Source organism: Pedobacter sp. W3I1 (genome assembly GCF_030816015.1).
GTDB lineage: Bacteria > Bacteroidota > Bacteroidia > Sphingobacteriales > Sphingobacteriaceae > Pedobacter.
This window is the reverse complement of the sequence record NZ_JAUSXN010000001.1, coordinates 2456269-2469333: the sequence shown is the minus strand read 5'-3', so window position 1 is coordinate 2469333 and position 13065 is coordinate 2456269. Positions and strand designations below refer to the sequence as shown.

The following is a 13065-nucleotide window of genomic DNA, read 5'->3' as shown; positions in this document are numbered from 1 at the left end:
CAAAAGATTTAAACATTAGTCTATTTATAGATTAATATGTTTTATACCTTTAACCATGACTACTGAGACACTTTTCACCAATGAAGTTATTGATCTCGATCTTCTTCCAAAATATGAAGACATTCAGTTAAGCCGACCACATCCCGATTATTGGAAAATCATCTGTATTAATCTGTTGATCTTTTTTGGCCTGCTGGGAATAACTATTGCTATACTTCTATTCTTTATCGATGAGGTAAAACCAAATGCAAAATGGATTATCCCTCTTTATTTTGTTTTATTAGCCATCTTCTCGTTACTCTTTCGCGCCAGTTTTAAGAAACGGGGTTATGCTATCCGCACGCATGATGTAATATACAAGAGTGGGATTATTGCCGAATCGACAACAATTGTTCCTTTAAACAGGATTCAACATATCGAATTAAATGAAGGGATTTTTTCCAGAATGTACAAATTAGGGTCGTTACAACTATTTACCGCGGGTGGCCAAACGGGGCATATCCATATTTCGGGCATTGCAATTGATGAGGCAAAGCGGATTAGAGACCTGCTTTTGAAAAAATTAGACTTGCTTGAAAACCCAACAACTGAATTGAATCCCAATGAATAACGATTTTAGCAAACCACAGCGTGAATCGGCCTTTGGTATCATCATAATGGGCGCTCATACCATGCTAAAAATTGGCAAGGCGAGTTTTTTCTTATTCATTATCGCGTTTGTAAAAATGTCGGGCACTTCTTTTACCTATCTCCTGTTAGGCATTTCTGCTATCATTGTATTCAGTTTTGTATTTGCTTATTTATGGTATTTAAAATTTACGTTCTTTCTGGATAAGGAAAAGCAGGAATTTGTGGTGAATAAGGGGATATTCAATCGGGATCAGGTAATTATTCAGCTCGATAAAATACAACAGGTAAACATTAACCAGAATATTTTGCAGAAAATTATCGGTGTTTATGGTTTAAAAATCGATACTGCTGGTGCTCATGGAGAAGAAGTGAGCATAAAGGCCATCAATGAAACTTCGGCCTATAACCTTAAAGAACATTTATTAAACGGAAAAGCAGTAATTGAAACACCATTAGAAATAGCGCACGAAAACGACAAGACAGAAGAAGCACCATTTTTAAAAATAAGTGCCTGGACTTTGTTTAAAGTTGGACTAACCTCTAATTACGGACAAAGTTTAGCTTTACTTGCTGCTTTTTTTTACACCGTTATTTATGAGGGAAGGCAGTTGCTTGATGCTTTTAAAATTAATAAAGATGAGATTCAAAGCGCGGTAACAGGTATGTTAACAATTGTTACGGTTTTTATCTTAATTGCGTGCCTTTTAATTGTACTGTTAATTATTAACCTGGTTAGAACCTTTTACAAGTATTTCGAACTCGAAATTAGTGAACATAAAAACACACTCTTACTCTCTTCAGGGCTGATTGCCAAGAAAAACACTTTGATTAGTCCAAACAAAGTCCAGATTACCAAATACAGCCAGAACTACTTTCAGAAAAAGATGAACATGCTGAACATGAGTTTAAAGCAGGCTCATTTTGGTCAAAGTAAAAAAGGGCATGAAATGCAGGGAAACACTTTAGAAATTCCGGGATGTAACCCTGGCGAACGGGATGAATTGTTAAAAATGATATTGGGCCAGACACCTTTAAAAGCAAAAACATTTATCCCTGACTGGCGGTTTTTGAATTTACCGATCTTCTTTAAACTGATTTTACCGGTTGTGGCATTTTTAATCATTGCGTTTAACATCCCTGAGGTTAAACCTTATATCGGTGCATCAATTGCTTATTTCATCATTGGCGTTTTGATGATTTATATCAGCTACCGCCGGCATCGGATTGCAGTAAGTCAAGATTTCATCATTAAAACCAGCGGAATTTGGGATATTTCGAACGAAATTGTAGTGCCAAATAAAATTCAGGCCATTACTACTTTTCAATACCCATGGCATAAAGGAGTTGATGTTGGCCATCTCACCTTACACACGGCTGCAGGTCAGATTCATTTTAAATATGGCAATTATACCGAAATTAAACAGCTGGTAAATTACTGGCTGTATCAGGTAGAGCATAAAAATGAGAATTGGATGTAAGCTTTTAAAGAGTTAGAAACAATTAATATGAATACCAGGGAACAGATCATTTTAAATGAAGATAGATTATTAACGGCCATACAAAATGGTGATATTGAGGAGCTGGATCTGCTTTTACATGAAGATTTACTTTTTAACCTGCCCAATGGAATAACCATAACAAAAGCTATGGATATGGAAACTTATACATCCGGAAATATGGTTGTAAATTCTATTTTACCGGCTGAACAGCAAATTAATCTGATTAACGATACTGCAGTTGTTAGTGTGAAAATTGAGCTAAAGGCAGTATATAATTCACAATCCATTGAAGGTATTTTCAGCTATTTAAGAATCTGGAAGTTGTTTGATCAGGAATCGAAAGTAATTGCGGGAAGTTGTGTGGCCATATAAAAATAACAGCTGCCAGGTTTAAATCCAAGGCAGCTGCTATAATTCAATTAATTCTGATATGCCGCAGCAAACTCAGCAGCAAAATCTTTAAGTTTAATGCTACCTAAAACAGGCCTGTTTTTATAATAATCTACAAAAAGTTTATTGCTTCTGATCGCATCGCCCATTTCTACATAGTTTTTAGCTATTTCTTCAGGTAAACCCGCTCCCACCATTCCGTTAAATGCATCTTCATCGCTAAATTCTATCCATGGCAACTCTGGTTTACCAATTGCAGTACCTAATACTTTTGCAACATCAGCAGGCGTATTTTCATCATCACTGGCTACATACTGTATAGTTTTGCCTGTAAAATTACTTTCCAATACTTCGGCAGCTACCTCTGCAATGTTGCGGGGATGCACCAAAACCAGTTTTGCATCAGCACCAAAATTAGACCCTAATATATTTGCATGTTTAACCATATCGATATTGGCTAAAAAGTTAATATAGAAATAACCAGCACGCAAATGTTTTACATCTACCCCATTTAATGTGGCAAAGATGTTTTCTACGTCATACAATCCGGCAATTGGCCCGGTTCCATCTGGCAGATCTGCACCTAAACTGCTTAAATTCACTACTTTTTTAACCCTCGACTCTTTTATGGCAACAGCATAATTTTCGCCAATACTTTTAATATATGCCCTAAATTTTGGCGCCGCAAAATTTGGTGGGACCATGGTGTAGATAGCATCAGCCCCGGAAAAGGCTTCTTTTAAAAATTCGGTGTCGCTTACACTTCCAATTAATGGTATTGCGCCAAGCGATTTAATTTCTTCGGCCCTATCGGGCTTGCTGCTAATAATTTTTACTTCGTGGCCTTTAGCTACTAATATTTCGGCAAGCGGCTTTGTAATATTACCTGTTGATCCTGTTAATGTTATTTTCATGATTTTTTGTTTTTAAATATTGAATACAAAGTTATATTTGTACTTACTTTTATACAAGTACTTACCCCAAAGTATGTAACCATGACAGCTGTTAAAGAAAGTTCGACCCGTAATTTTAATAAAGGCATAGCGCTAACCAGTTGCCCTGTTACTTTTGTAATGGAAAAAATTGGAGGTTATTGGAAACCGATTATTATTTTTCATTTAATGAGTGGACCAAAACGTTATAGCGAATTAAAACGTGCTATACCACAGATAACTGAAAAAATGCTTATACAACACTTAAAACAACTGCAAAATGATGACCTTGTTCATCGGGATGCACAAGCCGTTATTCCTCCAGTAGTTACGTACAGCCTCACGAAGTCGGGGCAGGAGCTGTTTCAGGTACTAGATTCGATGGTAGATTGGGCCGTTAAAAATGGCTCTGTTTAACTATTATATGTATTCATCTGGACAATTTGAATGACGAACGAATATATAGAAGGTTTTAAACCTTCGATAGTAGCACAAACTAAATGATATAAACCTTGGAGAAGCGGATACCCTAATATCATTAAGTTAAGGGATAAATAGCAAAAAGAAGTCACCCTGAGCGTAGTCGAAGGGCATTTATTTACGTTTTATCAACTTTCAAGAAGTCTTCGACTACGCTCAGACTGACAACCGCGGTGCTTAACTTAATGACATTGAGCATTACCCTGCAGCAAGGAGGCACGACGAATCAAATTGTAAAGCGAAAATGGAACCAATTTGATTACGCTCCGAAAATGAAAATTAGGCGATATAATTTTTTTATTGATTGGAAATGAAAGAATGGTTTTTCATTGGAGATTGCAGTCCTGCTGTTCGCTGTAGCCCTCATGCTTCGGGGCTGCCGCTGCCATCAGGTTTACGAACAGCGTAGGTGCGCAAGTAGCCTCAAAAATGAAATACGGTTTTGGCCACTTAGCCCTGGGTGAAGTGGTACCCTAATATCATTAAGTTAAGTGATAAATCGCAAAAAGAGGTCACCCTGAGGCATAATTTATTGTATAAAAATCAATATTAATAAGAAGTGAATTTAAAAGGTTAAATCTCCTCAGATTATCGTCATTGCGAGAAGGCTTTTTCAGCCGACGAGGCAATCTTTATGGCAAGGATCACTAGCGTGAAAGATTGCTTCGTCGTTCCTCCTCGCAATGACGACCTTTCTTTTGAATCTGTTATTGATAGCGTAGTCGAAGGGCTTTTGTTTGTGATTTATGAATCTTAAAAAATCCTCGATCGAATCATGTATTTGATATACAGAAGTCTACAGTACCATAATCCCCTTGATATTTCCTACTTGCTTATAAACAGCAATCACCTCATCAGCATTTTGCACATATTTTTTTACTGTAATGGAAACATATTTCCCGGTTTTTGAAGCATGCTCAATAAACTCATCATCAGGTAAAACGGTACGTAAGTCTTGTATTTTATGCCGCCCGCCAGTAATAATAAATTTAAAAATGTAAACACCTGGAAACTGCTCCACACTTTCAAGTTTCTCTTTTAAATTGGCATAAATATCTGTATTTGCCCCATCCGGAATATCAGAAAACTCAATATCCTTATTTATTTTTTTCTCTTCCATTACGATAGCATATCAAATTCTATACCCAAATAAATAGAATGCAATTCTGGCAGAAATACAAGATTACCATAGCCTGTGTGTCCCCAAAGACTATTTCTTTTGATCATAGAAGGTATTTAACATCAATAAAAGCAGGATAGATTCTGAACCAAGTTCAGAATGACGACCGGATATATAAAGCTGTGGGTTTTAATCCCTCAATAGTAGCACAAACCCAATCTACATAAACCTTGGCGAAGCGGATACCGGCCTTGTGGGCAATGCCTGCAGCAGTATGAGCAAAGCAAAGGGCTACAGAACCCTATGAAATACTAATGTAGCTTTTCTAAAAACCAAAGAAGCAGATCTACGATAGCCATATTAGCCCCGATAAAAACAAGGTGCACTTTACCATATAAGATAGATAAGGGGCATAAGCTATACCGAATAGTTGATTCTGAAACAAGCTCAGAATGACGAATGGCTAGGACGATCAGTTGGATTTTTAACTAATTACTAACAAATTTGGCAAAAAGCGATAGGAATTGTTATTTTTGAACCTCAAAAAAACAGGAGCCGATTTGGATTATTTAGCAGGATTAAACCCACAACAAAGAGCAGCAGTAGAGAACACAAAAGGACCAGTAATGATTGTTGCAGGTGCAGGTTCGGGCAAAACCAGGGTAATTACCTATCGTGTAGCCCACCTGATTCAAACCGGTACCGACCCATTTAACATTTTGGTTTTAACCTTTACCAACAAAGCGAGTAAAGATATGCGCGAGCGTATTGGCAAAGTGGTTGGTGCAGAGGCAAAAAATATTTGGATGGGTACTTTTCACTCTGTTTTTGCAAAAATTTTACGCGTAGAAGCCGAGAAAATAGGTTATCCGAGCAATTTTACCATTTACGATACGGATGATAGTAAAAGTGTAATTCGTGCGATTTTGAAAGAAATGCAGCTGGATGATAAATTATATGCAGCGAACTTTGTTTTCAATAGAATTTCATCAGCCAAAAATAATTTAATATCCTGGGGCGAATATCAGGCTAACGACCAGATACAGGCCGAAGATATTCAGAATAAACGCCCTCTGATTGGCCAGATTTACGAAACCTATGCTAAGCGCTGTTTTAGAGCTGGAGCAATGGATTTCGACGATTTGTTGTTCAAAACCAATATTTTATTAAAAGAACATCCTGATGTTTTAAATAAATATCAGCAGAAATTCAGGTACCTGATGGTAGATGAGTACCAGGATACCAACTTTTCGCAATATACTATTGTTAAAAAACTGGCTGCGGCTTATCAGAACATTTGTGTAGTGGGTGATGATGCACAGAGTATTTATGCTTTCCGGGGTGCAAACATCCAGAATATTTTAAATTTCGAACGCGATTATCCTGATTTAAAGGTTTATAAATTAGAGCAGAATTATCGCTCTACCCAAAATATTGTTGATGCTGCAAGCAGTATCATCGCCAACAACAAAAATCAGCTCGAAAAAAACGTGTTTTCTGAAAATGCTGAAGGAGATAGAATTAAGGTTTCTCGTGCTTTTACTGATAATGAAGAAGGCAAGCTGGTTGCCGAAGCCATTATCCAGGAGCGGAGTACAAAAGGATACGAGCACAAAGATTTCGCCATATTATACCGTACCAATGCACAAAGCAGGGCTATGGAGGAAGGCTTACGCAAGCTTAATATTCCTTATAGGATTTATGGCGGTCAGTCTTTCTATCAACGTAAAGAGATTAAAGATTTAATTGCTTATTTCCGCTTAACTTTTAATCCGAAGGATGAAGAGGCTATAAAACGTGTAATCAATTACCCTAAGCGTGGTATTGGAGATACTTCGATTGATAAAATTATTGTTGCGGCAGACCAGCATGAAAAAACCATGTGGGATGTAATTTCGAATGCACACGAATATGTAGACGGGCGATTAGCCAATCAATTGAACGATTTTGCCATGATGGTGCAAAGTTTTCAAGCAGAGGCAAAAAAGCTCGATGCCTATGATACGGCTTTGTTTATTGCCCAACATGCAGGCATTTTAAAGGAATTATATACCGATGATAGCGTTGAGGGACGTGCGAGATACGAAAATATTCAAGAATTATTAAACGGTATTAAGGAGTTTGCCGAGCGCGAAGACATTGAAGAAAAAGGCCTTGATATCTTTATGCAAGATGTTGCCCTTTTAACCAACGATGATAAAGATGGTGACAAGAATAAAGATACAGTTTCTTTAATGACGATCCACTCGGCCAAAGGTTTGGAGTTTAAAAACGTGTTTATTGTAGGATTGGAAGAAAATCTGTTTCCTTCGCAAATGTCGTTAACCAACCGGACCGATTTAGAAGAAGAGCGCCGTTTATTTTACGTGGCCATTACCCGTGCCGAAGTAAAATTAACACTTACCTATGCTACTTCGCGTTACCGCTGGGGAACCTTAACCAACTGCGAACCAAGCCGTTTCATCAACGAAATTAGTCCGAAGTTTTTAGAATTGGATGTTAAACCGGCTAAATCAACCAGCTTTGACGGCAATTTTGATGACGACCGTAAATCGTGGACTTCTCAGCCCCGCGATTTCATTAGCAAACCGAAACCAACCGCTGGTGCAACTACTTCTGCCCCACCTGTACGTCCGAAAACAACGTCGCTTTTGGCAAAAGCACACGTACCAACACCTGGCTTTACCCCTTCACAACCACACGAATTTCAGGGCGGTATGGAGGTTGAGCACGAAAAATTCGGTTTCGGAAAAATTATCAGCTTAGAAGGAACCTTACCAGATGTTAAGGCAACGGTGTTTTTCCAGGGCTTGGGCAACAAACAGTTACTGCTTAAGTTTGCGAAACTGATGATTGTAAAATAGTCCGGATTTTTAATCTGGTCACAGAAGATCAGAAACATATAAAATCAACAGCGATTCGTCATCCTGAACTTGTTTCAGGATCTTTTATAGATAAATTTAATAGATGCTGAATCGAGTTCAGCAGGACGATCACTTTTGAAATTTGCACCAACACTGTGCCTCTGCGCTATTCTCTCTGCGTTCTTTGCGGTTAAAAACACCATGGTTAAAAACTTGAAAAACCACAAAATTATCCTTATTATTGAAGTCGGTTCTCCCGATTACAAACCATGCAACTTACCAGGTTAGAAATTAAAGGTTTTAAGAGCTTTGGCGATAAAGTGACCATCAATTTTAATGAGGGTGTTACGGCTATTGTTGGTCCTAATGGTTGCGGAAAATCCAATGTAATCGATGCCATGCGCTGGGTTTTGGGCGAACAGAGTACCAAAGCTTTACGATCGGAAAAGATGGAGAACATCATTTTCAACGGAACAAAAAACCGTAAACAAGCGCAGCTTGCCGAGGTTTCATTAAGTTTTGATAACACCAGGAACATCCTTCCTACAGCCTATTCACAGGTTACCGTAACCCGTAAACTCTACAGAAATGGAGATAGTGAGTACCGCTTAAACGATGTTCAGTGTAGATTAAAAGACATTACCGACCTTTTTCTGGATACCGGAATCGGCTCTGATAGTTATTCGATTATAGAGCTTAAAATGGTGGATGAAATTATTACCAACAAAGAGCATAGCCGTCGTTCTTTGTTTGAAGAAGCATCGGGTATTTCGAAATATAAATTACGCAAAAAACAGACTTTCAGCAAGTTGAAAGACACTGAAGCCGATTTAGAACGCGTTGAAGATTTACTTTTCGAGATTGAAAAAAACCTTAAAACTTTAGAAAATCAGGCACGTAAAGCCGAACGTTATTATAAGTTAAAAGAGCAATACCGCGAACTAAGTGTTCAGTTGGCTACGCACCGTATTGCCTTTTTCCGTACCGACTTAAATGCTTTAGAAACTCAGGAGCAAAATCAGCAGGTAAACCGTACAGAACTCAGCAACAAAATAGATACCGGTGAAGCCGAACTACAAAAACTTAAATTAGGTAGTATCAATCAGGAAAAGAACCTTTCCATACAACAAAAGGCTACAAATGAGTTTGTTTCCAAAATCCGTGCTTACGAAAGTGAGAAAAAAGTTAAGAACGAGCAGATGCGTTTTTTACAGGAAAAAGAAGCGCGTTTATCTGGAGAACTCGAAAAAGATAAAAACCAGGTTAACCACATTAAATACAACATTAAACGTTTAAATGAAGAAGTTTTAACAGAAACCGAGGTTTTTAACCGACTGGAATCTGATTTAAAGCTGCTGAAATCGACGCTTGATACTTTGCGCGAGCAGCAGCAGACTGAGAAAAACAGGATTGATAACCTGATCAAATCGGTTAACGACCTGCAAAACCAAGTATACCAATCGCAAAAAGAAATTGATATCCTGAATATTCAGAAAGATGCGCTGGTACAGGAAACCAACCGGAATGTAGATGATACGGAAACCAAAACCTTAGAGTTAAAAGCTTTCGATCATGCGTTGGCCGAACTTGATATTCAGGTAAGGGAAAAGCAGGCCAACATTAAAAACCTAACGGAAGCTGAAGAACTTTTAAAAGAAAAACTGGCTACCTCCGAAATCAACCTGAGTTCGAACAAGGAGAAACTTACGGCCGAAAATCGTAAAAAAGACGCCAAACAGAACGAATACAACCTCACGAAATCCCTGGTAGACAGCCTGGAAGGTTTCCCTGAATCGATCCGCTTTTTGAAGAAAAACAACGCTTTTGCCAAAAGTGCCCTGCTCCTTTCTGATATTTTATTCTGTAATGAAGATTACCGCATTGCGATAGAAAATTACCTCGAACCGGTAATGAACCACTATGTTGTTGATCAGTATGCAGATGCCGTTCAGGCCATTAACCTCTTAACAGATGCCAGTCGTGGCAGGGCAAACTTTTTCATTTTAGAAAATGTTCCTGCTAAAAATCCGGTTATCGGTACTCATGAAGGGCTAGTTTCTGCTTTATCGGTAATAGAGGTCGACAAAAAATACCAGCACCTTTGCAACCTGCTTTTACAAAATGTGTACATCGCAGTAGCTGAGCAAGAGAATTTATTTAAAGCCACACCAACCGAAAGTCTAACCATTTTGGCTAAAAACGGAAAATATGCCCAAACCAAATTCACTTTGGCGGGTGGTTCAGTGGGTTTATTTGAGGGAAAAAGGATTGGTCGCGCCAAGAATTTAGAAAATCTGGCAAAAGAAATTAAAGCTTCAGAATTTTTGATTAATCAATATAATGCAGCAATAAAAGCCGAAACTGATCAAATATTTGAATTAAAAGAAGCTTCAAAAATCAATCAGATCAATACTTTGCAGCAAGAAATGAACCGTTTAAATAACGAACACATTTCTGTGCAAACCCGCCGCGACCAGTATCAGGAGTTTATTACCACCAGCGAAAACCGCAAAACGGATATCGCTCAGAAGATAGTATCGATAGAAAAAGCCTTATCTGAAAAATTACCGGCATTGGTTCAATTGCAAAAAGACCAGCAAGAAGCGCACGTTAATTTACAGGAACAACAACTTAATTATCAGGAAATTGCTGATCAGGTAAACGAAAGTGCGGGGAAATACAATCAGGACAACATCCGTTTTCACCAGCAACAGAATAAATTATCGGGCTTAGAAAAAGATTTAGATTACCGTTTTGTACAGGAAGAAGCTTTAAACAAACGCATCGCCCAAAACGATAAAGAATTACAGGAAGCACTGACCGAGATTACAGCAACTCTACAGCACACTGATCTTAACGACGATACCCTTTTAGAAATGTATCAACAACGTGAAGAGATGGAAAAAGGGCTTGCAGAGGCTGAGCAAGCATATATTTGCGTGTAAAGGAAGTATTAACGAGGTTGAAAACGAACTGACCAATATCCGTAAAAGCCGTGAAGAAACAGATTTCTTATTAACTGAAATCAAGGATAAAAAAAATGCTTTAAAAATCGATCTGAATGCATTAAAAGAACGTTTAGCTGTCGAATTCAATATTGACATTAACGATCTTTTAGAAACAGATACTGAAATTGAAGCTTTAGAAAGTGAATTTGATCTCCGCCAAAAGGTAGAGCGAATGAAACGTCAACTCGACGAATTTGGAGCCATCAACTCTATGGCAATGGAGGCTTTTAAAGAAATGGAAGAGCGTTACACTTTCATCCAGAATCAGAAAAAAGATCTTAATGCGGCAAAAACCGATCTTTTACAAACCATAAAAGAGATAGACGATACGGCTAAAGATAAATTTATGCAAGCCTTTACCCAGGCCCGCGAGCACTTTATCGTAGTTTTCCGTTCCTTATTTAATGAAGAAGATAGCTGCGACCTGATTTTATCAGACATCAATAATCCTTTGGAGGCTGATATTGATATTATTGCACGGCCGAAAGGGAAAAGGCCTTTATCGATCAATCAGTTATCCGGTGGGGAAAAAACCTTAACGGCTACTGCCCTATTATTTTCACTTTACCTGTTAAAACCTGCGCCATTCTGTATTTTCGACGAGGTTGATGCGCCTTTAGATGATACCAACATCGATAAATTCAATAATATTATCCGTAAATTCTCAGATCAATCGCAGTTTATTATCGTTTCGCATAACAAGCGTACTATCGCCAGTACCGATATTATTTACGGAGTAACCATGGTTGAACAAGGTGTTTCGAGAGTGGTAGCGGTCGATTTAAGGGAAGTGGCAGCGTAAGCTATTCCAGACCTATCAGGTTTTAGAAACCTGATAGGTCTCACAATGAACAATCTGATTAGCATTTTTCTAATTCGAAAATGAAAGATGTGATTACTTTTCAATTCCACTTTTTATTTCGATCGTCTTGCTGAATTTATTTCAGCATCTACCCTGCAATAATTGACCCTGAAATGAATTCAGGGTGACGCCTCTACATATTCCAATAATTAATATCTTTAGGAAAATTTAAACGACTAATCGTCCTTTCGAGCGGAGTGCAACGAAGTCGAGAAATCTATTCCGATAGATCTCTCTCCCGACTTAACGTCGGGACGATGCTCCAGTCGAGATGACGGTCCTAACTTATAACAAATAATCATGAAAATCCTATATATCCTTCCCTTAGCCATGATGCTAAGCTGCTGTTCATCAGTAAAAGACCAAAACAATACGACTTCGGACAAATTGGATACCCAATTGTTAAAAGACGTTGAGGTATTATCATCAGATGCTTATCAAGGTAGAAAAACCGGAACAAAAGGCGCGGAAATGGCCAAGGCTTACATTATAGAAAGATTTCAAAAATTAGGTTTAAAATCTTACCCACAGCATGTAAATTATGCGCAGGAGTTCACTTTTAACGGAAGAGGCGGTACAAAAATAAATGGCACCAACATCATCGGCTATATACCGGGTAAAGGAACAAATGTTATTGTGGTATCTGCACATTACGACCATTTAGGCGTAGTAAAAGACGATGTTTTTAACGGTGCTGATGATAATGCATCAGGAACAGCAGGATTATTAAAAATTGCTGCCTATTTTGCTAAGAACAAACCGAACAATACCATCATTTTCGCGTCTTTTGATGCAGAAGAAATGGGTTTACAAGGTGCAAAAGCATTTGTAGGCAATCCGCCAGTACCCATTAATACCATTGCCATTGATCTGAACATGGACATGATCAGCCACAGTGACAAAGGTGAATTATATGTGTGTGGAACTTTCAAATATCCAGATTTAAAGAAACATGTAGATACGACTAAAACTAACATTAAACTACTTTTTGGTCATGACGATCCAAAACAAGGTCATGATGATTGGACCAACCAGAGCGACCAGGGGGCTTTTAATGCTAAAAATATTCCATTTCTATATTTCGGTGTAGAAGATCATAAAGACTACCATAAGGCTACCGACGAATATTCGACCATTACGAAACCATTTTTCAGCAATGCGGCAAGTGCGGTATTAGATGTTGTAAAAAGTATCGACAAACAAACCGGCTTACAACAGCTGTTAAAAGATAAAATGATTATGATGGACAATCCAAAAAAATCAGAAAGATTTTAACAAAC

10 protein-coding genes are annotated in these 13065 nt (G+C 38.0%); 8 read left to right on the top strand and 2 right to left on the bottom strand.

Features of this window, described 5'->3' with window-relative positions; genetic code table 11:
• Positions 1-55: 55 nt before the first annotated feature.
• The 3 genes from QF042_RS10350 to QF042_RS10340 are packed head-to-tail and all read left to right on the top strand — an operon-like array spanning position 56 to position 2501.
• Positions 56-610: a PH domain-containing protein gene (locus QF042_RS10350; protein WP_307527959.1), complete on the top strand. Its 555-nt coding sequence runs from the start codon at positions 56-58 to the stop codon at positions 608-610.
• Positions 603-2108: a PH domain-containing protein gene (locus QF042_RS10345; protein WP_307527957.1), complete on the top strand. Its 1506-nt coding sequence runs from the start codon at positions 603-605 to the stop codon at positions 2106-2108. The genes QF042_RS10350 and QF042_RS10345 overlap by 8 nt, the downstream gene beginning before the upstream one ends.
• 27 nt (positions 2109-2135) lie before the next feature.
• The gene (locus tag QF042_RS10340) at positions 2136-2501 is read left to right on the top strand and encodes a nuclear transport factor 2 family protein (protein ID WP_307527955.1); all 366 of its coding nucleotides are present in this window, start codon (positions 2136-2138) and stop codon (positions 2499-2501) included.
• Positions 2502-2548: 47 nt separating this feature from the next.
• Here the strand turns inward: QF042_RS10340 and QF042_RS10335 are convergent, their stop codons facing one another.
• Positions 2549-3433: an NmrA family NAD(P)-binding protein gene (locus tag QF042_RS10335; protein WP_307527952.1), complete on the bottom strand. Its 885-nt coding sequence runs from the start codon at positions 3431-3433 to the stop codon at positions 2549-2551.
• 6 nt (positions 3434-3439) lie between these two features.
• Between QF042_RS10335 and QF042_RS10330 the strand changes: the two genes are divergently transcribed.
• Complete coding sequence (locus tag QF042_RS10330; protein ID WP_307527950.1) at positions 3440-3868, top strand: helix-turn-helix domain-containing protein; 429 nt, start codon at positions 3440-3442, stop codon at positions 3866-3868.
• A gap of 859 nt (positions 3869-4727) precedes the next feature.
• On the opposite strand, the gene QF042_RS10325 is transcribed toward QF042_RS10330, so the two are convergent.
• Positions 4728-5051 (bottom strand): DUF493 family protein, encoded by a 324-nt coding sequence (locus QF042_RS10325; protein ID WP_307527948.1) that lies wholly within the window; start codon positions 5049-5051, stop codon positions 4728-4730.
• Between the two features lie 560 nt (positions 5052-5611).
• On the opposite strand from QF042_RS10325, the gene QF042_RS10320 reads away from it, so the two are divergent.
• From QF042_RS10320 to QF042_RS10305, 4 genes are all read left to right on the top strand, one after another.
• The gene (locus tag QF042_RS10320; protein ID WP_307533277.1) at positions 5612-7915 is read left to right on the top strand and encodes an ATP-dependent helicase; all 2304 of its coding nucleotides are present in this window, start codon (positions 5612-5614) and stop codon (positions 7913-7915) included.
• 269 nt (positions 7916-8184) lie between these two features.
• Complete coding sequence (smc, locus tag QF042_RS10315) at positions 8185-10860, top strand: chromosome segregation protein SMC (protein WP_307527946.1); 2676 nt, start codon at positions 8185-8187, stop codon at positions 10858-10860.
• A complete protein-coding gene (locus tag QF042_RS10310; RefSeq protein WP_307527944.1) occupies positions 10805-11725 on the top strand; it encodes an AAA family ATPase in 921 nt (306 codons plus the stop codon). Before smc ends, QF042_RS10310 begins: the two co-directional genes overlap by 56 nt.
• 360 nt (positions 11726-12085) lie before the next feature.
• The gene (locus tag QF042_RS10305) at positions 12086-13060 is read left to right on the top strand and encodes a M28 family peptidase (protein ID WP_307527942.1); all 975 of its coding nucleotides are present in this window, start codon (positions 12086-12088) and stop codon (positions 13058-13060) included.
• Positions 13061-13065: the final 5 nt, after the last annotated feature.

What these genes read in the sequence shown, in the direction of transcription:
- QF042_RS10350 (WP_307527959.1), top strand. Translation starts at nt 56, where the DNA reads ATGACTACTGAGACACTTTTCACCAATGAAGTTATTGATCTCGATCTT.
- QF042_RS10345 (WP_307527957.1), top strand. Translation starts at nt 603, where the DNA reads ATGAATAACGATTTTAGCAAACCACAGCGTGAATCGGCCTTTGGTATC.
- QF042_RS10340 (WP_307527955.1), top strand. Translation starts at nt 2,136, where the DNA reads ATGAATACCAGGGAACAGATCATTTTAAATGAAGATAGATTATTAACG.
- QF042_RS10335 (WP_307527952.1), bottom strand. Translation starts at nt 3,433, where the DNA reads ATGAAAATAACATTAACAGGATCAACAGGTAATATTACAAAGCCGCTT.
- QF042_RS10325 (WP_307527948.1), bottom strand. Translation starts at nt 5,051, where the DNA reads ATGGAAGAGAAAAAAATAAATAAGGATATTGAGTTTTCTGATATTCCG.
- smc (WP_307527946.1), top strand. Translation starts at nt 8,185, where the DNA reads ATGCAACTTACCAGGTTAGAAATTAAAGGTTTTAAGAGCTTTGGCGAT.
- QF042_RS10305 (WP_307527942.1), top strand. Translation starts at nt 12,086, where the DNA reads ATGAAAATCCTATATATCCTTCCCTTAGCCATGATGCTAAGCTGCTGT.